This window comes from Janthinobacterium sp. JC611 (assembly GCF_018682595.1).
Lineage (GTDB): Bacteria > Pseudomonadota > Gammaproteobacteria > Burkholderiales > Burkholderiaceae_D > Janthinobacterium.
Genome location: NZ_JAFLJN010000006.1, coordinates 39,982 through 64,522, shown reverse-complemented (window position 1 = coordinate 64,522; position 24,541 = coordinate 39,982). Strand labels below are relative to the sequence as shown.

Genomic DNA, 24,541 nt, shown 5'->3' with positions numbered 1-24,541 from the left:
CAGCCCCTGACGTTTACAAGCCCAAAATGAAAATGCCGTTCAGTCTTAACTGAACGGCATTACTGCATCGCAGGCTTTTTCTGTTTCTGCGGCAGCTAAAACTTAGCCGGCTTTGGGATGCTCCTGCATACCGTGGTGGCCACCGCGATGGCCGCCGTGCTTGCCGCCAGGCACGCTGTCGTCAAACACTTTCTTTTGCTCCGGCGTCAGCACGGCGTAGAAGGTTTTCAACGAAGCCAGACGGCTTTCCTGGTCCGCGATGCGTTCCTTCGACATGGCGATCCATTGCTCCATGCGTTCCGGCGCCGACAGCTTGGCCATCGCTTCGTGCCTGGCTTTCCAGTCTCCCATCGGTTTTTTCGGCGCATTGGCGGCCGTAAATGTGGCCCAGGCCGGTTCCTGCGCGGCCGTCAGCTTCAGCTTGTCGTGCAGGCGGGCCTGGTACCTGGCCATGCGCTCGGCCGGGTTGCCTGCGCGGTGCTGGCCGCGCTGGCCTTCATGTTGCATCTTGGTGCTGGCGGCAGGCGCGCTGGCGGCCGCTTCCTGGGCGTGGACGGTCAGCGATGCCGCACCCATGCCGAGTACGCTCATGGCGATGATCAAGTTCTTGCGCAAGGTTGTCATTGAGGCGTTCATCTGGATTCCTTTGTCAAAGTGAGGGATGTACATGCTGCTGCACATGAATCCATGGTGGACTCTCCATGTTTCCCCGAAGTGTCCGCTGCCAGACAGTTTGTATCTATATGTTTCTTCGGGTCTTCTATATACAAGACGATACAAATGCGTTGTGCAAGGCCGGGGGAAGTGGGGATAATTCGTACCATGGAACCCACTTCTACAATTCTCATCGTCGACGACGACCGCGACATCCGCAGTTTGCTGGCGGACTACCTGGAAACGAACGCCTACCGCACCCTGGGCGCGGCAGATGGCACGGCCATGTGGAAAATCCTCGATGAAACGCGGCCCGACCTGATCGTGCTCGACTTGAACCTGCCCGGCGACGACGGCCTGACCTTGTGCCGCAAGCTGCGTGCGCAGTCGACCGTGCCGGTGATCATGTTGACGGCGCGCAATGAGCCGCTGGACCGCATCCTGGGCCTGGAAATGGGCGCCGACGATTATTTGCCGAAGCCGTTCGAGCCCCGCGAATTGCTGGCGCGCATACGCAGCGTGCTGCGCCGCAGCCATGCCATGCCGTCGAACGTGCCCTCGGACAAGGCGCAGCAAATCCGCTTTTCCGGCTGGACCCTGGACTTGACGGCGCGCCACCTGCTCAATCCCAGCGGTCTGGTGATCATGCTGTCGGGCGCGGAATTCCGCTTGCTGCGCGTGTTCCTGGAACACCCGAACCGCGTGCTGAACCGCGACCAGCTGCTGAACCTGACGCAGGGCCGCGACGCCGACCCGTTCGACCGCTCGATCGATATCCAGATCAGCCGCCTGCGGCAAAAGCTCGGCGAGGATGCCCGCTTGCCGCAAATCATCAAGACCGTGCGCAACGGCGGCTACGTGCTGGCCGGCCAGGTCAATGTGGAGCCGCACGCGTGAAGGCCTTCCTCGGGTCGATGACGGGCCGCGTCTTCATGTTCCTGCTGATCGGTATCGTCGCTTCGGCCGCGCTGACGCAGTGGCTGGCCGTGGGGGAACGCCAGCGGGCCATCGAGCAATACCGCGACTACCACGCCGTGGAGCGGGCCGAGCAGCTGGTGATGGCGGCCGACGTGGTGCCGCTGGCTTCGCGCGCCGCCTACCTGAAAGTGGCCAACAAGGGCAGCGTGCGCCTGGAATTGCGTCCCGACACGGAACACAAGCCCGGCGCGCCGACGGAGTTTTCCACCGCCCTGCAAGCCAAGCTGGGCGAAGGCTTCAAGGTCAGCGCGCTGGCCGAACGCCCGGCTGCCTGCGTCAAGCCGCGCCAGACGCCGGGCATGTTTGCCGCCAAGCCATGGGGCGGCACCTGCGAAAATCTCGACGTGCGCATGCAGGATGGCCACGTGCTGCGCCTGATGGTCTTGCCGCCGCGCCAGCAGCCGCCGTTCAACGAACATAACGACTGGATGACACTGCTGCCTTTCCTGATCAGCATCGCCATCCTCGCCTACCTGGTCACGCGCATGACCATGCGCCCGCTCAAGCAGCTGGCGCAGGCGGCGAAAGACCTGGGCAACGACATCAACCATCCGCCGCTGACCCTGTCCGGCGCCAGCGAGATCCGCCAGGCCAGCGCCGCCTTCAACGCCATGCAGGCGCGCATCCGCCAGCATATTTCTCAGCGCACACAGATGCTGGCCGCCATCACGCACGACTTGCAGACGCCGCTGACGCGCTTGCGCCTGCGCCTGGAAAAAGTGGCGGATACGGAACTGTATGACCGCCTGGTGGGCGACCTGTCGGCCATGCAGAGCATGGTCAAGGAAGGGCTGGACCTGGCCCGCTCGATGGATAGCACGGAAGCGATGCAGGCGCTCGATCTCGATTCCCTGTTGGATAGCGTCTGCTCCGATGCGGCCGATGCCGGCCAGAAAGTCACCCTTGGCGGACAGGCGGACATGGCCTTGATGGCGCGCCCGATCGCCATGCGGCGCTGCCTGGTGAACCTGATCGACAATGCCGTCAAATATGGTCTGTACGCGCAGGTCACCGTCGAGCGCATCGCGGGCGCCGCGCGCATCCGCATCCGCGACGGCGGGCCGGGCATTGCGCCAGATCAGCTGGCCAAGGTGTTCGAACCGTTTTACCGCATCGAGACCTCGCGTTCGCGTGAATCGGGCGGTACGGGCCTGGGCCTGACCATCGCGCGCAATATCGCCGAGCAGCATGGCGCCACGGTTTCACTGCTCAATCATGTCGATGGTGGACTGGAAGTCACCCTCATCGTGCCAGAGTATTACGCAGGAAAGTGAGCATTTCCATGCGACAATATTGCGCGTTAAGCCTCCCTGGCAACTACATTCAACCTGCGGCCCTGCGCTGCAACAGCGTGACAGAACAATGAAAAAGACTAGTCTGGCAATCCTCGTGGGTGCGGCCCTGTGTATCGGTGGCGGCATCTGGTATTTCAATCATCCGTCCGGCGCGCCGACCGGCGGGCAGGATGGCAAAGGGGGCAAGGGCGGACCGGCGCCGACGACGGTGAGCGTGGTCGCGCCGCTGCGCCAGGATGTGCCGATGGTGCTGCAAGCCAATGGCAGCGTGATGCCGATCAGCAGTGTGGACTTGCATCCGCAGACGACCAGCACGATTACCAAGGTGCATATCCGCGAAGGCCAGTTCGTCAAGCAGGGCGAGTTGATGTTTACGCTCGACGCGCGCAGCGAGCATGCGAATGTCGACAAGGCGCAGGCACAGGTCTTGCGCGACCGCGCCTCGGTGCAGGACTTTGAACGCCAGCTCAAGCGCAACCAGGATTTGCTGAGCAAGAACTTCATCGCCCAAGGCGCCGTCGATACCCTGCAAAGCCAGCTCGACGCGGCACGCGCCTTGCTGGCCGCCGACCAGGCCGCCTTGCGCGCCGCCCAGGTCGACTCCAGCTACACCGTCCTGCGCGCGCCGCAGGCGGGCAGGGTGGGCGCCATCAATGTCTACGCGGGCAGCCTGGTGCAGCCGACCACGTCGCTCACCAGCATCACCCAGCTCGACCCGATCGACGTGTCGTTCACCTTGCCGGAAAGCAGCCTGTCGGGCTTGCTGGCGGCGCAAAAGGCGGGCGAAGTTCCCGTCACGGCGCTGCTGTCCGATGCGGGCGGCAAGCAGCTCGACGGCAAACTGAGTTTCATCGACAATGCCGTCGATCCCACGACGGGCGTGATCAAGGTCAAGGCGCGCTTCAATAATGGCGGCACCGACCTGTGGCCTGGCCAGTACGTGAATACGCAGCTGACCGTGCGCACCCTCAAGCAGGCGCTGGTGATCCCGCAAAACGCCATCATCACGAGTACCGCCGGCACCTTCGTGTACTCGATGGAGGCGGACGGTACGGCCAAGATGCGCAAGATTACGCGCGTGTATGCGTTCGGCCCGAGCGCCGTCGTCACCGGATTGAGCGGCGATGAAAAAGTCATCGTCGATGGCAAGCAGAACTTGCGTCCGGGTAGCAAGGTGCGCCTGGTGGAAAAACACAAGGCTGCCGATGGCGCCGCCGCACCGCAGGGCAAGCCAGCATGAATCTGTCCGAACTGAGCATTCGCCGCCCCGTCATGGTGGTGCTGCTGTCCCTCTCCATCATCCTGGCTGGCGTGCTGGCCTACCTGCAAATTCCCGTGGCGGCCTTGCCGAGCTACAACACGCCCGTCATCAACGTCAGTGCCGACCTGGCCGGCGCCAGCCCGGAAACCATGGCCTCGTCGGTGGCCTTGCCACTGGAAAAGCAATTTTCCACCATTTCCGGCCTGAGCCTGATCACCTCCACGAGTACCTTGGGCAATACCTCGCTGACCCTGGAATTTGACGCCAGCATCAATGTCAACGAGGCGGCCGTCGACGTGCAGGCGGCCCTGCTGCGCGCGCAGCGCCAGTTGCCGACGGAAATGACGGACTTGCCGTCCTACCGCAAGGTCAACCCGGCCGACGCGCCCGTGTTGTTCATCCAGATGACGTCGCCTTCGCTGAACTTGTCGGACCTCAACGATTATGCGGAAAACCTGATCGCCCCCAGCCTGTCGACCTTGCCTGGCGTCGCCCAGGTCATCGTCAATGGCCAGAAGCGTTTTGCCGTGCGCGTGCGCGCCCGTGCCGATCTGATGAATGCGCGCAACCTGACGATGGACGAGCTGGCTGTTGCCTTGCGCACCTCGAACACGAATTCCCCGCTGGGCATCCTCGACGGCCCGAGCCAGACCCTGACCATCCAGGGCAATCCGCAAATGATGAAAGCGGCCGATTTTGCCGAACTGATCGTCGCCAGCCGCAACGGCCAGCCCGTGCGCCTGAAAGACGTGGCCGAGGTGGAAGACAGCTTTCAATCGATCAAGGCCGTCGGCAGTTTCAATGGCGAGCGCTCGATCAGCCTGATGGTCCAGCGTCAACCCGATGCGAACACTGTGCAAGTAGTCGACGGCGTGCGCCGTTTGCTGCCGGGCTTCAAGGAGCAATTGCCCCAGTCGATACAGATCAGCCTGGTCAACGACCGTTCGCTGTCGATCCGCGAAGCCATCCACGACGTGAATTTGACCTTGGCCCTGACGGTGGTGCTGGTGGTGCTGGTGATCTTTTTGTTCCTGCACCGCGCGGCCGCCACCTTCATTCCTGCCGTCACCATGCCGATTTCCCTGCTGGGCGCGCTGGCCCTGCTGTACTGGCTCGGCTACAGTCTCGACAACGTTTCCCTGCTGGGCATTACCCTGGCCGTGGGCCTCGTCGTCGACGATGCCATCGTGGTGCTGGAAAACATCGTGCGCCATATCGAGATGGGCAAGAAACCGATACGCGCGGCCCTGGACGGGGCGAAAGAGATGGGCTTTACCATCATCTCGATTTCCGTCTCGCTGGTGGCCGTGTTCATCCCCATCTTCTTCATGCCGGGCGTGATCGGCTTGCTGTTCCACGAGTTCGCCGTCGTCGTCTCGCTGGCCGTGCTGGTGTCCGCCATCGTCTCGCTGACCCTGGTGCCGATGCTGGCCAGCCGCTTCCTGCCCGCCGACTCGCGCGAACACAATGACAGCGACCCCACGCATGGCGAAAAAACCTTCATCGGCCGCCATTTCGAAGCGGGTTTCACGGCATTGCGCAACGGCTATGTGCATTTGCTCGACAAGGCCCTGGCGCACCGCAATGTGGTGCTGTTCGTTGCCGTGTGTACCTTTGCCCTGACGGTGCTGCTGTACGCGACCATTCCGAAAGGTTTCTTCCCCGAGGAAGACCTGGGCCAGATCCAGGTCAATACGGAAGCGTCGGAAGACATTTCCTCGGCGGCATTGCAAGACTTGCAGGCGCGCGTGGCGGCCGTGCTCAAGGCGGACCCCAGCGTGCAGGATGTGACGTCGTTCGTCGGTGGCGGCAATACGGGCCGCATGTTCATGGTCCTGAAACCGCGCAGCGAGCGGCCGAAAATGCCCGTGGTGCTGGAAAACCTGCGCCGCGCGACGAGCACCGTGCCCGGCATGGCCGTGTATTTCCGGCCCGTGCAAAACTTGCAGCTGGGCGGGCGCCAGAGCAAGAGCCGCTACCAGTACACCTTGCAAAGCGTCAGTCCCGACGCCTTGAATGACTGGGCGGAAAAGTTTATTGCCGGCATGCGCACGGATCCCGCCTTCCGCGACGTCACCAGCGACTCGCAGATCAAGGGTTTGCAGGCATCGCTCAGGATAGACCGCGACAAGGCCAACCTGCTCGGTGTGCAAATGTCCGACATCCGCACGGCCCTGTACAGCGCGTTTGGCGAGCGGCAAGTGTCGACCATCTATTCCTCGGCAGCCAGCTATTACGTGATCCTGGAAGCGGCCACGGCCGACCGCCAGTATGACGATGCGCTCACGCGCGTGTCCGTGCGCAGCAAGACGGGCGAACTGGTGAAACTGTCGAGTATTGCCTACGTGGAACGCACGATCGGCCCCACCTCCGTCAATCACCAGGGACAACTGCAGGCCGTCACCATCGCCTTCAACCTGGCGCCGGACGTGCCGCTGGGCGTCGCCACGGGCAAGATCGACGCGATGGCCAAGGACATGAGCTTGCCGGCCTCCATCATCACGCGCTATGGCGGCGACGCGGCCGTGTTCCAGAGCTCACAGTCCAGCCAGATCATCCTCATCATTGCCGCGCTGGCCGTGATCTATGTGCTGCTCGGCGTGCTGTACGAAAGCTATATCCACCCGCTGACGATCCTGGCCGGCTTGCCGTCGGCGGCCGTGGGCGCGCTGTTGACCCTGCGCCTGTTCGGCATGGACCTGACCATGATCGCCATCATCGGCATCCTGATGCTGATCGGCATCGTCAAGAAAAACGCCATCATGATGATCGACTTCGCCCTGCATGCGCAGCGCAACGACGGGCTGGCGCCGGCGGAGGCCATCCGCCAGGCTTGCATTCTGCGTTTCCGCCCCATCATGATGACGTCGGCGGCGGCCCTGATGGGCGCCTTGCCGATCGCCCTGGGCCTGGGCGCCGGCGCCGAGCTGCGCCAGCCGCTGGGCCTGGCCGTGGTCGGCGGCTTGCTGTTTTCGCAAGTGATTACCCTGTTCATCACTCCCGTCATCTATTTATTCCTTGATAAGTACAGCGGCACGGGGCCGTTGACGGACGAGCAACTGGTGGCGCTCGACAACAAGGCCTGAGCGCGTGCGCGGCCCATGATCCGTGACCGGCGTCCCATTCCTGCGTGAATGCGGCGCCGGTTTTGTATGGGCCGTGATACATACGGTAACAACCGTCAAGGGACGGCTCGGGTACTCTGGTTGCCGCTGCAAGGAATGTCGCTATCCTGTACGCTTCGGGTTGGAAAGGCCGAGGAAGTGTTCCCAAAAGCAAGGGACTCTGGCACTATGGCTGCCCTGTAAGATTACTTTTGTCGCTACACAGAAAGCACGATTCATTTTGCATGACACGACCCATTTGATGGCTGCCGATTCCGATGTTTGCCCCACCTGCGGGCAAGTGATCCAGCCACCACCGGCCTACGGGTCCAAGACCAGCACCACGCGCAAGGTGGCGCTTGGCGTGTCCGTCTTGCTGCACGTGCTGCTGGCGGCGTATGTCCTGTTGCGCAGCGATAAGATCGAAAAGATCCCGCCGCCGAAGAAGGAAAGCGCGATGGTCTACATCGCGCCGCTGAAGGACAAGCCGCAACCGAAACCGCAGCCGAAACCCACGCCGAAACCGAAGGACACGAAAGTGACCAAGGTGAAACCGCCGCCGGCGCCGAGCAAGCGCGTGGTCACGAAAGACGTGCCGCGCGACAAGCCGAAACTGGAAACCTTCACGCCGCCGCTGGTGTCGAAAGTGCCATTGCCGCCGCCGCCGGCTGAAGACATGAGTTCGATGATCGAGCAGCGCCGCAAGCAGCGCGAGGCGCAGAACCCCGCGCCGCCGGCCGAGGAAAGCGAAAACGACCGCGCCATGCGCGTGGCCAAGGCAAATATCGCCGGCGCCCAGGGACGCAATTCGGGCAGCGACCGCGAGGATTCGGGCGGCGTGTTTTCCATCGTCAACCAGACCTCGTTCAGTGCGGAAGTCAAGTTCAAGGGCTGGAATGGCAACTTCAAACGCAACTGGCTGAAGCAGGAAAAAGTCGAGCTGGGCAATGAGCCCGATATCGAGACGGCCATCATCAAGAAGATGATCCAGCTGATCCGTGCCGAAAAGCCCGGCGATTTCGTGTGGGAATCGCGGCGCCTGGGGCGTAACGTCAACCTCAGCGCCCGCGTGGAAGACACGGCCGAGCTGATGGCTTTCCTGCGCCAGGAATTCTTTTCCGAGAAGCGCTCAGGGCCGGGACGGCGCTAGGCGCGTTGCAATAGGAAAAGGCTGCGCCGTGTGAACGGGCAGCCTTTTTGTTTGCCGCTGGAGAAAATCAGGCGGGCTTGTCGGTTCCCGCTTCCGGCTCGACGTCGTCTTCCATGTCGATCAGCTCGACCATCTGGGCCGCGCCGTCTTCGCTGATGCCGGCCAGTTCCATGATCTTGTCATTGGCTTCGTCGATGCCGACTCTTTTCAGGGCCGAGAACAGTTGCACGGTGAACGGGAAGCCCACGCCGTCTTCATCCACATAGCTGTCGAGCTTGGCTTTCGCCTGACGCAAGGCATTCACGGATTCATTGCGGTTCAATTTATCCACTTTGGTCAGGATGCAGTGGATCGGTTTACCCGTCGGCGCGAACCATTCCAGCATTTGAATGTCCAGGTCGGTGAACGGACGGCGCGAATCCATGATCAGGATCAAACCGGCCAATTGCTCGCGGCGCTGCACGTAGTCGCCCAGCAGGCGCTGCCAGTGCAGTTTCGCCGAGCCCGATACTTCCGCATAGCCATAGCCCGGCAAGTCGACCAGCAGGCATTCGATCTCTTCGACGATGGTGGCGTCCTTGCGGTGCTGCGCCACGTGGGCGCCGCCGATGGAGAAGTAGTTGATGTGCTGGGTACGGCCAGGTGTCTTGGAGGCGAACGCCAAGCCTTTCTGATTACACAGGATGTTGATGGCGGTCGATTTACCGGCATTGGAGCGGCCGGCAAAGGCGATTTCCGGCACCGTGGTATCGGGCAGGTCACGCAATTGGTTGACGGTCGTAAAGAAACGGGCTTGCCAGAGTTTTGACATGGGAATAGTAAAGCAACAAAAGGGAGCGATAAGGGAGCGATAAGGCCAAGAAGCTATTGTACAATAAGGGGTTGTTTATTGTTGCCGGCGTAGCAGCGATGCGGCTTGCGGCCCTGAAAATAAAGCAAAAATCCACAGGGCGCGGCAATGTCCACCACTAATTTCTCACTGTCCCAGGGTGCCTGAATGAATCGTGCGTTTTCACCGTTGTTCAAATCCATGCTGCTCGCTTTGCTGGCTGTCTCGGCAACTGCTTCCGCGGTCGAAGCACCGAAACCGGCCGTCAAGGCGGACGCCGCAAAAGGCGCCACCCTGTACGCCGATGGCGATGCGGCGCGCGGCTTGCCTGCCTGCGTTTCCTGCCATGGCGCGGCCGGCAATTCGACCATCACGGTCAATCCGAAGCTGGCCGGCCAGCACGAAAGCTATATCTACAAGCAATTGGTCGACTTCACCACGCCGGAGCGCAACCAGCCCGTCATGACGACGTACGCGAAGATGCTCAGCGACGCCGACAAGAAGAATATCGCCGCCTACCTGGGCGCGCAGCTGTCCAAGCCGGGCGCCGCGAAAAACAAGGACACTATCGACCTGGGCAAGAAAATTTACCGTGGTGGCATTGCTTCCAAGCAAGTTGCAGCCTGCGCCAGCTGTCATGGCGCGACGGGCAATGGCATTCCCGTCCAGTATCCGCGCATCGCCGGCCAGCACCAGGACTACACGGTGGCCCAGCTGACCATGTTCCGCAGCACCAAGGCTGACGCCCGCAAGAACAGCGCGCAAATGCACACCATCGCCGCCCGCATGTCGGATGACGAGATCGCCGCCGTGGCCGATTACATCGCCGGCCTGAAGTAAGTTTTCATAGTGGCAAGAGATTGCCAGGCGCATCAATGCGCATGAACGAGGGCGGCCGTGTCAACAGGCTGCCCTTTTTTATGGCAAGGGCCAAACAGGAGTATGCTGCCGCCTTGCGCGGAGAAACCATCTGCTCCATGCCACCTTTTCTTCAAGATTGCATATCCCGTATGAGTATCCACGTATGAGCACAGGCACGACCGGAATCGAGTTAAAGACCCAACGCCGCAGCCTGGCTGAATTTGTCGAGCTGGTCTCGTCGATGCGCTTTGCCATCAGCCTGCTGACCCTGATCGCCGTCGCGTCCATCATCGGCACCGTGCTCAAGCAAAACGAGCCCATGCCCAATTACGTCAACCAGTTCGGGCCGTTCTGGTTCGCCGTCTTCGACAAGCTGAGCCTGTATTCCGTGTATTCGGCCTGGTGGTTCCTCGTGATCATGGGTTTCCTCGTCGCCTCGACCTCGCTGTGCATCGTGCGCAATGCGCCAAAGATGCTCAAGGATATGCGCAGCTGGCGCGACAATGTGCGCGAGCAATCGTTGCGCAACTTCCATCACAAGCTGGAATGGCAGGCGCCGCTGCCGCGCGCCGTGCTGGCGCAGCAGATGGTGATGCGCCTGAAAGACGCCGGCTACGGCGCCAAGGTGGTCGAGAAGGAGGGCGCCACCCTGGTGGCCGCCAAGCGGGGCGCCGCCAATAAATGGGGCTATATCTTTGCCCACGGCGCCATCGTCATCATCTGCGTGGGCGGCTTGCTCGACTCGGAAATGCCTATCCGCGTACAGCAATGGCTCTTTGGCAAGACGCCGTTTTCCGGCAGCGGCGTGATCGCCGACATTCCCGCCCAGCACCGCCTGAGCCTGTCGAACCCCACGTTCCGCGGCAATACCATGATCCCGGAAGGCTCGTCGAGCAACACGGCCATCATTCCCCAGGCCGATGGCGTGCTGATCCAGGATCTGCCGATCACCATCCTGCTGAAAAAATTCCATATCGATTTCTACAGCACGGGCATGCCCAAGCTGTTCGCCAGCGATGTCGTCATCACGGACCATGCAACGGGTGAAAGTTTCCCTGCGACTATCAAAGTCAACCAGCCGCTGCTGTACAAGGGCCTGGCCCTGTACCAGTCCAGTTTTGAGGATGGCGGCAGCAAGCTCAAGTTGACTGGCTATCCGATGACGGGCAAGACGACGAAACGCTTCGATATCGGCGGCGAAGTGGGCGGCAGCACGCCGCTCGAGCGCAGCGACGGCAATTCCTACACGGTGGAATGGTCGGGTTTCCGCCCCTTCAACGTGGAAAACCTCAGCGCCGGCCAGGACGTGCGCGCCGTCAGCAAGGCGGAAAGTTTTAACGATCAATTCGCCGTCGGCCTGGACAAGCGCCTCGGTTCGGCCGCGAAGAACGCGCATAACAAGGATCTCAAGAACGTGGGACCGTCGGTGCAATACAAATTGCGCGACAAGACGGGCCAGGCGCGCGAGTACCAGAACTACATGCAGCCCGTCACCGTCGATGGCACGACGGTGTTTCTGGCCGGCATGCGCGTCAACCCCAGCGACCCGTTCAGCTATCTGCGCATTCCCGCCGATGACAATGTCAGCGTGAACGAATGGATGCGCCTGCGTGCCGCGCTGCAAGATCCCGCCTTGCGCCAGCAGGCCGCCACGCGCTATGCGGCGCGCGCCATGCCGCAGGCGGGGGCGGAAGCCTTGCGCAGCCAGCTGCAGGAGTCGGCGGCGAAAAGCCTGGGCATCTTTGCCGGCAATGGGCAAGAGGGCGGTTTCCTCGCCATTTCGCGTTTCCTGGAGAAAATTCCTGCCGCCGAGCAAGAAAAAGCGGCCGATATCTTCATGAAAATCCTGAATGGCAGCCTGTGGGACTTGTGGCAGGCGGCGCGCGCCCAGGATGGCTTGAAGGCCATCGAGGCCGATGACAAGCACGGCCGCTTCCTGCAACTGGCCACGAACGCGCTGTCCGACAGCTTCTTCTATGGCGCGCCCGTGTATCTGCAACTGGACGACTTTACGGAAATCAAGGCGTCCGTATTGCAGGTGACGCGTTCGCCGGGCAAGAGCGTGGTCTACCTCGGTTGCCTGTTCCTCGTGATCGGCGTATTTTCCATGTTTTATATCCGCGAGCGCCGCTTGTGGGTGTGGCTCAAGGATGCGGACGGCGGCAGCGAGGCCCTGATGGCCATGAGCACGCAACGCAAGACGCTGGATTTTGAAAAAGAATTTGAGACTTTGAAGGCAAAGCTGCCGCAATCGGCGTAAGCTGCGCTGACTTGGATGAGCTGAGTTTCGGGACGCTTGCGCGTCGCCGGGAATGGAGAAAATGATGGAATTGGCAAACAAGCAAATATATACGCAGGAACCAGGATTTTTCAAGCGCCTGAGCCTGATCGATTGGCTGTATGGCGCCGGCTTGCTGGCCGCCTCCCTGTTCGGCCTGATGCGCTTTGGCGCCTTCATGGATATCTATGAAAAAGCCATCTTGCTGGCCGCGGCGCCCACCTTCGCGTGGCTGGGCTGGCACTGGAAGCCCGTGCGCTGGCTGATCCCCCTGGCGGCCGTGCTGTCGCTGTTCGCCATCGAGCTGTACGCGGGCCACCTGGAGATGGCGAACCAGAAATTCTTCCTGAAATACATCTTGTCGAGCCAGTCCGCCATCCTGTGGATGGGCACCCTGTTCGTGCTGTCGACCCTGTTCTACTGGATCGGCTTGGTGGCGCGCTCGGAATTCGGCTCCTCCGTCGGTTCCCTGCTGTGCTGGGCCGGCGTGGTGCTGGGCCTGACGGGCATGCTGGTGCGCTGGTACGAGTCGTACCTGATCGGCGCCGACGTGGGCCACATCCCCGTGTCGAACCTGTATGAAGTGTTCATCCTGTTTTCCTTGATCACGGCCATGTTCTACCTGTATTACGAGCAGCATTACGCGACGCGCCAGCTGGGCGCCTTCGTCATGCTGGTCATCTCGGCGGCCGTGGTGTTCCTGATGTGGTACACGGTCACGCGCGACGCGGCCGAAATTCAGCCGCTGGTGCCGGCCCTGCAAAGCTGGTGGATGAAGATCCACGTGCCGGCCAATTTCATCGGCTACGGCACGTTCGCCCTGTCGGCCATGGTGGCGGCGGCCTACCTGCTCAAATCGAGCGGCTATCTGGTCGACCGCCTGCCGTCGCTGGAAGTGCTCGACGACGTCATGTACAAGGCCATTTCCGTCGGCTTCGCTTTCTTCACGGTAGCGACCATCCTGGGCGCCCTGTGGGCGGCCGAGGCGTGGGGCGGCTACTGGTCGTGGGACCCGAAGGAAACGTGGGCGCTGATCGTCTGGCTCAACTATGCGGCCTGGCTGCACATGCGATTGATGACGGGCTTGCGCGGCCGCGTCGCCTCGTGGTGGGCGCTGGTGGGCTTGCTGGTGACGACGTTCGCGTTTTTGGGTGTGAATATGTTCCTTTCCGGCCTGCACTCTTACGGAAAGCTTTAATGACAGAAGCGTCATGAACGGCCCGGGAAAACTGGTGTAAGGTACATTCAATCACCTTTTCCCGGAGCCGCCATGTTGATCAAGCGCAGTCCCAACGGCATTGAGTTGCCGTATTCTTCCGAAATCACGCCGCGCGCCGTATTCGAATCGCGCCGCAGCTTCATCAAGCAAGTGGCGCTGGGCTCGATGTCCAGCGCGGCCTTGCTGGAAATGGCCAGCCGCGAAGCCTTCGCGCAAGGCACGAATCCCAAGCTGGCTGCCAAATTGAATCCCGCCTATTCGGCGCTGGAAAAGCAGACGGCCTATAAAGACGCCACCAGCTACAACAATTTCTACGAATTCGGCACGGACAAGAGCGACCCGGCGCAAAACGCGGGCACCTTGCGCACGCGGCCGTGGACGGTCAGCATCGAAGGCGAAGTGAAAAAGCCGATGACCCTGGACCTCGATGCCTTGCTGAAGCTGGCGCCGCTGGAAGAGCGCGTGTACCGGCTGCGTTGCGTGGAAGGCTGGTCGATGGTCATCCCGTGGGTCGGTTATTCCTTCTCGGAAATCATCAAGAAGGTCGAGCCGACGGGCAATGCCAAGTATGTGGAATTCATCACCCTGGCCGACAAGAAGCAAATGCCGGGCGTGGGCAGCCGCGTGCTGCAATGGCCCTATACGGAAGGCTTGCGCATCGATGAAGCGAACCACCCGCTGGCATTGCTGACCCTGGGCATGTATGGCGAAACCTTGCCGAACCAGAACGGCGCGCCCGTGCGCATGGTGTTGCCGTGGAAATATGGTTTCAAGTCCGCCAAATCCATCGTCAAGATCCGTTTCGTCAAGGAACAGCCGCGCACGTCGTGGAACCTGTCGGCCCCATCCGAATACGGTTTTTACTCGAACGTGAACCCGAACGTCGATCATCCGCGCTGGTCGCAAGCTTCCGAGCGGCGCATCGGCGAAGACGGTTTTCTCACGCGCAAGCGCAAGACCCTGATGTTCAATGGCTACAACGATGTGGCCTCGCTGTATGCTGGCATGGACTTGAAGAAGTTCTTTTAAGGAAAGACCATGGCCCTCAACCCCACGCCGAGACAATTGTCGCTATTCAAAGGCCTGATTTTTTTGCTGGCGCTGCTTCCATTCGTGCGCATGGTCTGGCTGACGTACACGGGGCAGCTGGTGGAGCCGCTGGAATTCATCACGCGCGGCACGGGCGACTGGACCCTGTATTTCCTGTGCATCAGCCTGGCGGTCACGCCCTTGCGGCGCTTCACGCAGTGGAATTGGCTGATCAAGCTGCGGCGCATGCTGGGCCTGTTCGCGTTTTTCTACGCGACATTGCACTTCACCACTTTCTTATGGTTCGATCACTTCTTCGATGTGCAGGAAATGTGGAAGGATGTACTCAAGCGCCCGTTCATCACGGTGGGTTTTATCGCCTTCGTGTTGCTCATTCCGCTGGCCGTGACGAGCACGAACGGCATGGTGAAACGCCTGGGTGGCAAGCGCTGGCAGTGGTTGCACCGGCTGATCTATGTCATTGCGCCGCTGGGCATCCTGCACTTCTGGTGGATGAAGGCGGGCAAGCACAATTTCGCGCAACCGATACTGTTCGGCGCCATCGTCGCCGTACTGCTGTTAATCCGTGTTTATTTCGCCTGGAGCAAGCGAGTCAAAAGCGCCAGGGCGGCGCATGTCGCCACCCCGGTGCGTTCCGTTTAGGTGGCCGGCACGATCACGGGCGGCGGCGGCACGGGCGCCGGTTCGACGGGGCCTTTGGCCGGTGCGCCCTTGGCCGCTGGCGGCTTGGGCAGGTACAGGGGACCTGGCTGGCCGCAGCCGGCCAGGACGCTAGAGACCACAATGGCAATGCCGATATAAAACGCTGAGGATGACTTCACGATTAGAATCACGGTTTGATTAAGATCTTTGGAGTGTAGCATGAGCGAATCGGAATTCCTGGCCCTGGCCGAAGCCACCCTGACCCAGATCGAGGCGGCGCTGGACCGGCTGAACGATGAAGACGTGCTCGACGTCGAATGCAGCCGCAGCGGCAATGTGCTGGAAATCGAATTCATCGATAACGGCACGAAAATCATCGTCAACAGCCAGGCCCCCATGCGCGAAATGTGGGTGGCGGCCCGTTCCGGCGGCTTTCACTACAAGCGCGTTGGCGACGAGTGGATCAATACGCGCGACGGCTCCGAACTGTTTGCGGCCCTGTCGGCCATGGCCAGCGAGCAGGCGGGTGCGCCTGTCGTGCTGAAGTAATTGTTTTAGCCGCGCGCAATAAAAAGGGCAGCCTGCATGGGCTGCCCTTTTGCATGATTACCGTTTAAAACAATTCATTTTTCACGGCTTCTTTCGCTTTTTCTTCCTCCGGCGTGCCGCGCGCGGCGCCTTCCAGGCTGCCCACGCCCGTGCCCGGTGGATTTTCCGCATAGTAATACTCGTCGCCCACATGGATCAGGCCTTCCGGCACGGCGCGTTCCTCGACGGGAATGCTTTTCAGGGCTTTCGCCATGTAGCTGATCCAGATCGGCAAGGCCAGGCCACCGCCCGTTTCCCGGTTGCCCAGGTTGCGCGGCTGGTCGTAGCCGATCCAGGCGATGCCCACCAGCTTGGCCTGGTAGCCGGCGAACCATGCGTCGATGGAATCGTTGGTCGTGCCCGTCTTGCCGGCCAGGTCAGGGCGCTTCAAGGCCATGGCCTTGTTCGCCGTGCCGAAGCGCACGACGTCGTTGAGCATGCTGTTCATCATGAAGGCGTTGCGCTCGTCGATGACGCGGTTGGCTTCCTCGCCCGCCAGGTCTGGCTTGGCTTGCGACAGGATATTGCCGTCGCTATCGGTCACCTTGGCGATCAGATACGGGTTGATCTTGTAGCCGCCGTTGGCGAACACGGCATACGCGCCCGCCATCTGCAGCGGCGTCACGTTGCCGGCGCCCAGGGCCAGGGTCAGGTAGGGCGGGTTCTTGTCCGCGTCAAAGCCGAAGCGCGTCGCGTATTCCTGGCCATACTTGGCGCCGATCTTGTGCAGGATGCGGATGGAAATCATGTTCTTCGATTTCATCAAGCCCTTGCGCATGGTCATCGGGCCATCGTACTTGCTGTCGTAGTTCTTCGGTTCCCACGCCTGGCCGCCCGTCTGGCCCGCGTCGAACGAGATCGGCGCATCGTTGATGATGGTGGCCGGCGACAGGCCCCGTTCCAGCGAGGCGGAATAGATGAAGGGCTTGAAGGCCGAACCGGGCTGGCGCCACGCCTGCGTGACGTGGTTGAACTTGTTGCGGTTGTAATCGAAGCCGCCCACCATGGCGCGGATGGCGCCGTCCGTGGTGCTGGCCGAGACGAACGCCGATTGCACTTCCGGCATTTGCGTCAAGACCCAGGCATTGCCTTCTTGCATGACGCGGATCACGGCGCCGCGCTTGATGCGGCGGTTCGGCGCCGCTTTTTCCGACAGCCAGGCCGTGCCAAAGGTCAGGCCGGGGCCGGTGATCGTGATTTCCTCGCCGGCCGAGGTGACTGCCTGGATGGACTTGGGCGACGCTTGCAGCACCATGGCGGCGATGATGTCGTCGCTGTCCGGGTGGTCGGCCAGTTCCGTCTCGATCGCGTCATCGGCTTCGGCCTTGGTTTTTGGAATCTCGATGTAGGCTTCCGGGCCGCGGTAACCGTGGCGTTTCTCGTAATCCATCACGCCCTTGCGCAAGGCGATGTAGGCGGCGTCCTGGTCGGCCTTGGTGATGGTGGTGTAGACGTTCAGGCCGCGCGTATAGGTATCTTCCTTGAATTGCTCGTAGACCAGCTGGCGCGCCATTTCCGACACGTATTCCGCATGCACGCCGAAGGCGCTGCTGTCGGTTTTCACTTTCAGCTCTTCATTTTTCGCTTCTTCGTACTGCGCCGGCGTGATGTAGCCCAGCTGTGCCATGCGCTGCAGGATGTATTGCTGGCGCATGCGCGCGCGTTTCGGATTGACGACGGGATTGTAGGCGGACGGCGCCTTCGGCAAGCCGGCCAGCATGGCCGCTTCGGCCACGGTCAGGTCCTGGATGTTCTTGCCGAAATAGATTTGCGCGGCCGAGGCGAAGCCGTAGGCGCGTTGTCCCAGATAAATCTGGTTCATATACACTTCGAGGATCTGGTCCTTGCTGAGGTTTTTCTCGATTTTCCAGGCCAGCAAGACTTCATACGCCTTGCGTTTCAAGGTCTGTTCGCTGGACAGGAAGAAGTTGCGCGCCACCTGCTGCGTGATGGTCGAGGCGCCTTGCTTGGCGCCGCCCGTCAGGTTGTGCAGCGCCGCGCGCGTGATGCCCAGGTAATCGACGCCGCCATGTTCATAGAAGCGGTCATCTTCGATGGCCAGCACGGCTTTCTTCATGACATCGGGAATATCCTTGATGTGCACCATGTTGCGCCGCTCCTCGCCGAACTCGCCGATCAGCACACTGTCGGACGTGAACACGCGCAGCGGCATCTTTGGCTTGTAATCGGTCAAGGTATCGAGCGCCGGCAGGTTCGGATAGGCCATGGCCAGGCCAAAGACCACCAGCAAGACGCCGACGATGCCCAGGCCCAGCAGCGATACCAGGGCCATCAGCAGGAAACGTTTGGGTTTGCTGCCCTTGGCGGGCGGCTTCGAGCCAGCGGGGGCGGCGGATTTTGAAGATGTCATGCGTCGTATGTCTTTCGGTTAATTATGCCGGCCAATTATAAGCGAGCTTGCCGGGGTGGCAGCGCGCTGTGGCGCTTGCCGGGGGGACAGTCGGAACTTGCCGATACTCTATATAAGCGTGTATTGGCCCGCTGGCAACCAGGATTTGGTAACAATTATTCTGCGCCAGATCACGGCCCCGCCAGATAGGCGCCGCGCGCCGCAGGCTGCGGCGTGAAATCCATTTACAAGCCAGCGCTGCCGGGACTAGGCTTTCGGATGGCGCTCACTCCTCCCACGCTCACGTTTCTCCATGAAAAACATGTCCATCAGCAATTTTCTTGGCATCGGCTTGCTGGGCGTCGATATCGCGGACGATGCCGTGCGCATGGTCGAACTGAGGCGCCGGCGGGGAAAACTGTCGTGCCGGCATTGCGGCGCCGCCGCGCTGGCGCCCGGCGTGATGCTGGAGGGCAATGTCGAGGACATGGCGGGCCTGGCCGATGCCTTGCGCCAGGCCCACCGCGACAGTGGCAGCGCCTGCACGCGGGTGGCGCTGGCCATGCCGGCCACGGCCCTCATCACGCATGCGATCCGCCTGCCCGTCGGATTGCCGGAGGAACAGCTGGAAATCCTCGTGGAACTGGAGGCGGCGCAATACATGCCGTTTGCGCTGGAAGACGCCAGCCTGGATTTCTTCATTCTCGGCCCCGCGCCGTCGCTGGCCGGAGCGCCAGGCAAGGAGGTCGAGGTGTTGCTGGTGGCGGCGCGGCGCGCCAGCGTGCAGCGGCGTATCGAGGCGGCGACGGCGGCGGGCTTGCTGGCCGTCGTCATGGATAGCGAGGCGTTGGCCTTGCAGGCGGCGCTCGCGCAGGGGGGCTGGCAAGTCTTGCCTGACGGTGGCGTGGCCTACCAGCTGGCCTGGGGCCTGGCCTTGCACCGGTACGCCCGATGATGCGCCGGGCGCAAGCGCAACGCATCAACCTGTTGCCATATCGCCAGGCGGCACGACGCAGGCATATTCAGCTGTTGCTGTGCCAACTGGCGGGCGGGGCGTTGCTGGGACTGCTGCTGGCCCTGGCGACGGGCGCCTGGCTGCGATATCAGCTCGACGTGCAGCTGCGCCGCCAGGAGGGCTGGCGCAGTGCCATGCAGCAAGTCGATGCCGTCCTCGCCAGCGGCAAGCGGGTGCGGGGCGAGACGGCGGCGCTGCTGCTGCGCCAGCAGGCCATGGCCCGTTTGCAAGCGCAGCGCAATGCCTGGGTGCGCATGCTGGACGCGCTGGCCCGGGCGATGCCGGCCGGCGTGACCTTGCATAGCGTGCGCCAGGAAACGGCGATGGTGCGCCTGCAGGGGCAGGCCGTGTCGCAGGACAAGGTCGCGGCGTTGCTGCTGGCGCTGGAGCAGGCGGCGCCCTGGTCCCGGCCGGAATTGTTGGAAGTGCGGCTGGAAGTGCGCGGCGCGGCCGATGGCGCCGTGGAATGGACGGTACGGCTGGCTTTGGCACCCTAGTCCTGGAGGTTGATCATGCTGAGCTTGAAGACCGCGTCGCTGTGGCCGCTACCCGCGCGCCTCGCTTGCGCCGCCCTGGCCGGTACGCTGGTGGCGGTCCTGCTGCACCTGGCGTGGCTCGATGGACTGGGTGCGGCCCTGCAGGTGGCGCAAGGCGAGCAGGTACGCTTGCGCGCCGCCCATCTGTCGGCGCAGGCCAGGGCGAAGCAGTTGCCGCAATGGCGCGCACAGCAGCGCCAGGCCGGCGCCGAGCTGGCCTTGCTGGAGCAGCAACTGCCCGACCAGCAAGCGATGGCGTTGCTGTTGACGGATATTAATACCGCAGGCCAGGCGCGCGGGCTGCAATTTTCCCTGTTCAAGCCGGGCGCGGCCCGGCCGCAGGCGCCGTATGTCGCCTTGCCGATCGCGCTACAGTTGCGCGGCGGCTACCACGCCATGGGCGCGCTGCTGGCGGACCTGGCGCGCCTGCCGCGCATCGTCACGGTGCACGAACTGGTCTTGACCCTCGGCAAGGATCGTCTGCTGACCCTCGACGCCGTGCTGCAGGCGTATCGCTTGCCCGAAGCGGGGGAGCTGGCGGCGCAAGCGGCTCTGGCGCCCCAGGCGGCCGCTCCCGCGCCGGCATGGCGTCCGCTTGCCGCTGTCGCGCCGCATCCTTACGCGGCCGCCGCCCTGGCCGATCCTTTTGCTGCCTTGCCGTCGGCCGGTGCGCCGGGGCAGCGGGGCGCTGTGGCGGGGCCAGACCCGCGGCGCGCGCGCGAACCGCTGGAAAGCGTGGCATTGCCGGCCATCAGCATGGTCGGCAGCGTGCAACAGGACGGTCGCCTGAGCGCGCTGCTGCTGGTGGGCCAGCGCGTGTACCGGGTGGCGGTGGGCCAATATCTGGGGCAAGACCACGGCGTGGTGACGGACGTCAGTCAACAGGCCGTGCAGTACCGTGAACTGTTGCGCGAGGCGGATGGTCCCTGGCGCGAGCGGCGCGGCAGCCTGGCCTTGCAAGTGACGGGGGCGAAGGCCAGCCTGCCCGAGGCGGCGCCATGAGGCCGCGCCGCATGCTCGTGGCTGCCATGCTGTGTCTGCATGCCGGCGGCCTGGCCCAGGAGGCGGTGGTGCACGTGTCGGCCCCGCGCTTGTACGCGGGCGAGAAGATTTCCGTCGATTTCCAGAACGTGGGGGTGCGCGCCGCCCTGCACATCCTGGCCGATGCGTCGGGGCAAAACATCATCGCCAGCGACAGCGTGGCGGGCAATGTGACCTTGCGCCTGCGCGACTTGCCGTGGGACCAGGCGCTCGACGTGCTGCTGCAGGCCAAGGGCCTCGACATGCGGCGCAACGGCAACGTGCTGTGGATCGCGCCGCGCGAGGAAATGCTGGCGCGCGAAAAGCTGGAGCTCGAAACGCGCGCGCAGATCGCCGAGCTGGAACCCTTGCAATCGGCCATCTTCCAGCTCAATTACCAGAAGGCCGAAGCATTCCGCACCGTGTTCGGTCTCGATGCGGGGGAAGGGCGCAGCCGGCTGCTGTCGCGCCGTGGCAGCGTGCTGATCGAGCCGCGCACCAACCAGCTGTTCGTCACCGATGTGCCGGCGCGCCTGGAGCAGATCCGGCAGCTGATCGCCAAGACAGATATTGCTACGCGACAAGTGATGATCGAGGCGCGCATCGTCGAGGCGAACGACAGTTTCAGCCGCAACCTGGGCGCGCGCCTGGGCTTTACGGACCAGCGCCTGGCGGCGGGCCAGCTGCCAGGCTTTTCCGTGGGCGGCGGGGGGCGCCGCGCGGCAATCGGCGGCAGTTATCTGGGCGTGGGCGAGGCGACGGGGCAAACGGTGGCAGGCAGCGGCGCCTTCGTGCCGAACACGCAATTCGTCAACTTGCCGGCCGCCAGCATCAATGGCTTGCCGCCGGCCAGTTTCGCCCTGAGCCTGTTTTCGGCGGCCGCCAACCGCTTTTTGAACCTGGAACTGTCCGCGCTGGAAGCGGACGGCAGGGGCAAGATCATTTCCAGCCCCCGCGTGGTGACGGCCGACAAGGTGCTGGCGCTGATCGAGCAGGGCATCGAGCTGCCGTACCAGGTGGCCACCAGCAGCGGCGCCACGTCGATCACGTTCCGCAAGGCGAACCTGCGCCTGGAAGTGACGCCGCAGATCACGCCGGATGGCAATGTGGTGCTGGAAGTGGACGTCAACAAGGACAGCGTGGGCCAGGAAACCCGTTCCGGCTTCGCCATCGACACCAAGCACGTGCGCACGCAGGTGATGGTGGAGGACGGCGGCACGGTGGTGCTGGGCGGCATCTATCAGCTGTCCGAGCGGGGCACGGACAGCAAGGTGCCGATTCTCGGCGACATCCCCGTGCTAGGTGTTTTTTTCCGCAGCACGGGCCGCAGTCAAGAAAAAACGGAACTGATGGTGTTTATTACGCCGAAAATAGTGGCAGATCGGCCAGCAACACGTTAATGTCACATCTTTACGTTTAAGTAACAATGCAAACGAAAGCGGACTGATGGCGACTATGCGGAATGTATCTTGGGGCAACACTTATTGGAGTCGGATAGCGAATTGGCTGGTCTTGCTGGCGCTGGGCGTCTTGCTGGCCGCGTGTGGCGGCGGTGGCGGCGATCCGACCCTGGGCGTCAAGGATGGCGCCAATGCCGGCGTTGGCAGTGTGGTACTGGTTGCTGGCGCAACTACAATTGTTGCCTCGGGCGTGGATGGCACGGAAGTCGTGCTGACGGCCGTGGTGAAAAATCCTGGCAATAATGCCATGACAGGCCAGACGGTGACCTTCACCGCCAGTTCCGGCATCATTAGCAATACCAACCGCGTGACGGATGCCAATGGCACGGTGACGGAGAAACTCAGCGTGAAAGGCGATGCGAGCTTGCGCGACATTACCATCAGGGCCAGCAGCGGCGGCGTTGAATCGGCTCCCGTGGTAGTGAAAGTAGTGCCCGTCACCTCCGGCATTGCCAGCTTGCTGCTGACGTCTTCCGGTGGCACCCTCGCTTCGTCCGGCGGTACCGCCGTCAATGTCATCGCTTTTGTGAAGGATGCCAACAATGCCGTCGTGCCCAACGCCAGCGTGACGTTCAGTGCCGATTCGGGCGCGCTGGGTGCGACCAAGGTCAATACCAATGCGCAGGGACAGGCACAGGTCAGCCTGAATACGGGGGGCGATGCCAGCTTGCGCACGATCAAGGTCACGGCCAGCGCAGGCGCGCAAACGGCCAGCACGGACATCGGCGTCAGCGGCACACGGCTGGTCATCAGCGCCTTTTCGACGGTGAACCTGAAGACGAGCACCGACATGGTGGTCAAGCTGGTCGACTCGAGCGGCAATCCCCTCGTCGGCAAGCCGGTGACCTTCAGCGCCCGCAGCAATGCCATCACGGTCAAGGGCGGCGGCGCCAGTCCCGCGCTGACCGACAACAACGGCCAGTTGGTGTTGAGCTACAACGCCCAAGCGGGCAGCGGCGACAGCATCAGCGTCAAGGCGCAGGGCGACAGCGTCGTATTGCCAATTGCAATTAATGCATCGAACTTCACGATCAATGCCGTGTCGGGCAGCAATGTGGCGTTGACCACGCTGAACACGAACACCTGTTATGCGGTGACGGTGCATAGCGATGTGGCTGGCGTGCCACAAACGGGCAATGTGCGTTTCAGTACGTCGCGCGGCGCCATCTACCAGGATGCCGCCTGCGGCACGCCATTGCAGGCGCCGCTGGCACTGGTGGGAGGCAATGCCATCGCCTACGTACAGGCCAGCGGCGCCGGCCTGACCGCCCTGACGGCGCAGTACGAAGGCAGCGGCGCCTCGGTACAATCGGAAGTGGAGTTCGTTGCGCCATTGACGGCCCAGGCCACGATCAGCCTGCAAGCCGACCCGGCGGTCATCGGCGCCAATACGGCCGGCAGCACGGCGCAGCGCAGTGCTTTACGCGCCATCGTGCGCGATGGCACGGCGGAAAACAACTTGGTCAAGAATGCCCAGGTGAGCTTTTCGATCCAGACCGATGCCAGCAATGGTTCCCTGAGTTCGCCTTCGCTGGTCGTCACCGACAGCGACGGCGTGGCCACGGTCAGCTACATCGCGGGGCAGGGCACCACCGGTGTCGATGGCGTCGTTGTCAAGGCGCAACTGCAGGGCGTGTCGAGCAATGCCGCCACGGTCAAGCTGACGGTGACGAAAAAGGCGCTGTTCATCAGCGCCGGCAGCGGCAATGCGCTCGACGCCTCCGACAGCAGCACCTATCGCAAGACGTATAGCGTGTTTGTGACGGACGCCGCCGGTAACCCCGTGCCGGACGTGATCATCACGGCCGCGGCCTGGCCCCGCTACTATTACAAGGGCTATCTGCAATATTCGCAGGCTGCCCAGTCGTGGATAGTCGTGAGGACAGCGAACGCCTGTGACAATGAAGACCGGGACCGCAGCGGCACCTTCAATCCGAATAACGACTTCAACCTCAATGGCCGTCTGGACCCGGGCATTCCGCTCAATTTGTCGACCGGCGGCAAGACCGACAGCTCGGGAACGGCGATCGTTACCCTGACTTATCCGCGCGACAGGGCCAACTGGCTGGACGTCGAATTGACGATTCGTGGCAATAGTTCCGGGACGGAGGCAACTTATGTCGGTTACACTTTGCTTCCGGGGCTGGCTACGGACTTTAACCGCGTGGATGTTTCACCTCCAGGTGTCCTGAGTCCGTATGGTCAAGCCACTGATTGTCGTAATCCAAATTAACTGTCGCAGCACATGCAA

Annotated in this window: 20 protein-coding genes and 1 pseudogene; 16 read left to right on the top strand and 5 right to left on the bottom strand. The window is 62.3% G+C overall.

Translation table 11 applies throughout. From position 1 onward, the window contains the following. Positions 1–102: 102 nt before the first annotated feature. The gene (locus J0O65_RS06745) at positions 103–636 is read right to left on the bottom strand and encodes a Spy/CpxP family protein refolding chaperone (protein WP_215405322.1); all 534 of its coding nucleotides are present in this window, start codon (positions 634–636) and stop codon (positions 103–105) included. Between the two features lie 186 nt (positions 637–822). On the opposite strand from J0O65_RS06745, the gene J0O65_RS06740 reads away from it, so the two are divergent. The 5 genes from J0O65_RS06740 (at position 823) to J0O65_RS06720 (ending at position 8,442) form a co-directional block, all read left to right on the top strand. Further along, positions 823–1,551 (top strand): response regulator, encoded by a 729-nt coding sequence (locus tag J0O65_RS06740; protein WP_034753223.1) that lies wholly within the window; start codon positions 823–825, stop codon positions 1,549–1,551. Beyond that, positions 1,548–2,906: an ATP-binding protein gene (locus J0O65_RS06735; protein WP_215405321.1), complete on the top strand. Its 1,359-nt coding sequence runs from the start codon at positions 1,548–1,550 to the stop codon at positions 2,904–2,906. Before J0O65_RS06740 ends, J0O65_RS06735 begins: the two co-directional genes overlap by 4 nt. Before the next feature lie 88 nt (positions 2,907–2,994). Next, positions 2,995–4,167: an efflux RND transporter periplasmic adaptor subunit gene (locus J0O65_RS06730; protein WP_215405320.1), complete on the top strand. Its 1,173-nt coding sequence runs from the start codon at positions 2,995–2,997 to the stop codon at positions 4,165–4,167. Further along, positions 4,164–7,274 carry an efflux RND transporter permease subunit gene (locus tag J0O65_RS06725; RefSeq protein ID WP_215405319.1) on the top strand — a complete coding sequence of 1,037 codons (3,111 nt, stop codon included), beginning with the start codon at positions 4,164–4,166 and terminating at the stop codon, positions 7,272–7,274. The genes J0O65_RS06730 and J0O65_RS06725 overlap by 4 nt, the downstream gene beginning before the upstream one ends. 280 nt (positions 7,275–7,554) lie before the next feature. Continuing rightward, positions 7,555–8,442, top strand: coding sequence for a hypothetical protein (locus J0O65_RS06720; protein WP_251373557.1), 888 nt, complete (start codon positions 7,555–7,557; stop codon positions 8,440–8,442). 67 nt (positions 8,443–8,509) lie between these two features. On the opposite strand, the gene yihA is transcribed toward J0O65_RS06720, so the two are convergent. Together yihA and J0O65_RS06710 are read right to left on the bottom strand one after the other, a co-directional pair. Beyond that, on the bottom strand, positions 8,510–9,253 hold the full coding sequence (gene yihA, locus J0O65_RS06715; protein ID WP_034778293.1) for a ribosome biogenesis GTP-binding protein YihA/YsxC: 744 nt from the start codon (positions 9,251–9,253) through the stop codon (positions 8,510–8,512). A gap of 53 nt (positions 9,254–9,306) precedes the next feature. Continuing rightward, on the bottom strand, positions 9,307–9,474 hold the full coding sequence (locus J0O65_RS06710; RefSeq protein WP_215405326.1) for a hypothetical protein: 168 nt from the start codon (positions 9,472–9,474) through the stop codon (positions 9,307–9,309). Here J0O65_RS06710 and J0O65_RS06705 point away from each other — a divergent pair. The 5 genes from J0O65_RS06705 (at position 9,440) to msrQ (ending at position 15,321) form a co-directional block, all read left to right on the top strand. Beyond that, positions 9,440–10,111, top strand: a complete 672-nt coding sequence (locus tag J0O65_RS06705) for a c-type cytochrome (RefSeq protein ID WP_070221697.1) — start codon at positions 9,440–9,442, stop codon at positions 10,109–10,111. The genes J0O65_RS06710 and J0O65_RS06705 overlap by 35 nt on opposite strands. A gap of 184 nt (positions 10,112–10,295) precedes the next feature. Then, entirely contained in the window at positions 10,296–12,392 is a 2,097-nt protein-coding gene (locus tag J0O65_RS06700; protein ID WP_215405317.1) for a cytochrome c biogenesis protein ResB, read from the top strand. Positions 12,393–12,456: 64 nt separating this feature from the next. Then, entirely contained in the window at positions 12,457–13,608 is a 1,152-nt protein-coding gene (gene ccsB, locus J0O65_RS06695; RefSeq protein WP_152252335.1) for a c-type cytochrome biogenesis protein CcsB, read from the top strand. Positions 13,609–13,680: 72 nt separating this feature from the next. Next, positions 13,681–14,658 (top strand): protein-methionine-sulfoxide reductase catalytic subunit MsrP, encoded by a 978-nt coding sequence (gene msrP, locus J0O65_RS06690; protein WP_131688276.1) that lies wholly within the window; start codon positions 13,681–13,683, stop codon positions 14,656–14,658. Positions 14,659–14,667: 9 nt separating this feature from the next. After that, on the top strand, positions 14,668–15,321 hold the full coding sequence (gene msrQ, locus J0O65_RS06685) for a protein-methionine-sulfoxide reductase heme-binding subunit MsrQ (protein ID WP_215405316.1): 654 nt from the start codon (positions 14,668–14,670) through the stop codon (positions 15,319–15,321). Here msrQ and lptM read toward each other — a convergent pair. Beyond that, the gene (gene lptM, locus J0O65_RS27835) at positions 15,318–15,542 is read right to left on the bottom strand and encodes an LPS translocon maturation chaperone LptM (protein WP_099409297.1); all 225 of its coding nucleotides are present in this window, start codon (positions 15,540–15,542) and stop codon (positions 15,318–15,320) included. The two genes, msrQ and lptM, sit on opposite strands and share 4 nt — an antisense overlap. Between lptM and cyaY the strand changes: the two genes are divergently transcribed. Continuing rightward, complete coding sequence (gene cyaY / locus J0O65_RS06675) at positions 15,541–15,870, top strand: iron donor protein CyaY (protein WP_035824041.1); 330 nt, start codon at positions 15,541–15,543, stop codon at positions 15,868–15,870. The genes lptM and cyaY overlap by 2 nt on opposite strands. 64 nt (positions 15,871–15,934) lie before the next feature. Here the strand turns inward: cyaY and J0O65_RS06670 are convergent, their stop codons facing one another. Next, the gene (locus tag J0O65_RS06670; protein WP_215405315.1) at positions 15,935–18,280 is read right to left on the bottom strand and encodes a penicillin-binding protein 1A; all 2,346 of its coding nucleotides are present in this window, start codon (positions 18,278–18,280) and stop codon (positions 15,935–15,937) included. 301 nt (positions 18,281–18,581) lie between these two features. Between J0O65_RS06670 and pilM the strand changes: the two genes are divergently transcribed. From pilM to J0O65_RS06645, 5 genes and pseudogenes are all read left to right on the top strand, one after another. Beyond that, on the top strand, positions 18,582–19,214 hold the full coding sequence (pilM, locus tag J0O65_RS06665; RefSeq protein WP_215405313.1) for a pilus assembly protein PilM: 633 nt from the start codon (positions 18,582–18,584) through the stop codon (positions 19,212–19,214). Further along, positions 19,211–19,771, top strand: coding sequence for a PilN domain-containing protein (locus J0O65_RS06660; RefSeq protein WP_215405311.1), 561 nt, complete (start codon positions 19,211–19,213; stop codon positions 19,769–19,771). The genes pilM and J0O65_RS06660 overlap by 4 nt, the downstream gene beginning before the upstream one ends. 15 nt (positions 19,772–19,786) lie before the next feature. Further along, positions 19,787–20,812, top strand: coding sequence for a pilus assembly protein PilP (locus tag J0O65_RS06655; protein WP_215405308.1), 1,026 nt, complete (start codon positions 19,787–19,789; stop codon positions 20,810–20,812). Positions 20,813–20,904: 92 nt separating this feature from the next. Continuing rightward, positions 20,905–22,230, top strand: a pseudogene (locus J0O65_RS06650) (type IV pilus secretin PilQ); the annotation flags it as partial. A gap of 112 nt (positions 22,231–22,342) precedes the next feature. After that, on the top strand, positions 22,343–24,523 hold the full coding sequence (locus J0O65_RS06645; RefSeq protein ID WP_251373555.1) for a beta strand repeat-containing protein: 2,181 nt from the start codon (positions 22,343–22,345) through the stop codon (positions 24,521–24,523). Positions 24,524–24,541 lie beyond the last annotated feature (18 nt).

Coding starts and splice junctions, on each gene's coding strand:
- J0O65_RS06655 (WP_215405308.1), top strand. CDS start 19,787: ATGCTGAGCTTGAAGACCGCGTCGCTGTGGCCGCTACCCGCGCGCCTC.
- lptM (WP_099409297.1), bottom strand. CDS start 15,542: ATGCTACACTCCAAAGATCTTAATCAAACCGTGATTCTAATCGTGAAG.
- yihA (WP_034778293.1), bottom strand. CDS start 9,253: ATGTCAAAACTCTGGCAAGCCCGTTTCTTTACGACCGTCAACCAATTG.
- ccsB (WP_152252335.1), top strand. CDS start 12,457: ATGGAATTGGCAAACAAGCAAATATATACGCAGGAACCAGGATTTTTC.
- msrP (WP_131688276.1), top strand. CDS start 13,681: ATGTTGATCAAGCGCAGTCCCAACGGCATTGAGTTGCCGTATTCTTCC.
- cyaY (WP_035824041.1), top strand. CDS start 15,541: ATGAGCGAATCGGAATTCCTGGCCCTGGCCGAAGCCACCCTGACCCAG.
- pilM (WP_215405313.1), top strand. CDS start 18,582: ATGTCCATCAGCAATTTTCTTGGCATCGGCTTGCTGGGCGTCGATATC.
- msrQ (WP_215405316.1), top strand. CDS start 14,668: ATGGCCCTCAACCCCACGCCGAGACAATTGTCGCTATTCAAAGGCCTG.
- J0O65_RS06745 (WP_215405322.1), bottom strand. CDS start 636: ATGAACGCCTCAATGACAACCTTGCGCAAGAACTTGATCATCGCCATG.
- J0O65_RS06730 (WP_215405320.1), top strand. CDS start 2,995: ATGAAAAAGACTAGTCTGGCAATCCTCGTGGGTGCGGCCCTGTGTATC.
- J0O65_RS06705 (WP_070221697.1), top strand. CDS start 9,440: ATGAATCGTGCGTTTTCACCGTTGTTCAAATCCATGCTGCTCGCTTTG.
- J0O65_RS06740 (WP_034753223.1), top strand. CDS start 823: ATGGAACCCACTTCTACAATTCTCATCGTCGACGACGACCGCGACATC.
- J0O65_RS06720 (WP_251373557.1), top strand. CDS start 7,555: ATGGCTGCCGATTCCGATGTTTGCCCCACCTGCGGGCAAGTGATCCAG.
- J0O65_RS06660 (WP_215405311.1), top strand. CDS start 19,211: ATGATGCGCCGGGCGCAAGCGCAACGCATCAACCTGTTGCCATATCGC.
- J0O65_RS06670 (WP_215405315.1), bottom strand. CDS start 18,280: ATGACATCTTCAAAATCCGCCGCCCCCGCTGGCTCGAAGCCGCCCGCC.
- J0O65_RS06710 (WP_215405326.1), bottom strand. CDS start 9,474: ATGGATTTGAACAACGGTGAAAACGCACGATTCATTCAGGCACCCTGG.
- J0O65_RS06725 (WP_215405319.1), top strand. CDS start 4,164: ATGAATCTGTCCGAACTGAGCATTCGCCGCCCCGTCATGGTGGTGCTG.
- J0O65_RS06700 (WP_215405317.1), top strand. CDS start 10,296: ATGAGCACAGGCACGACCGGAATCGAGTTAAAGACCCAACGCCGCAGC.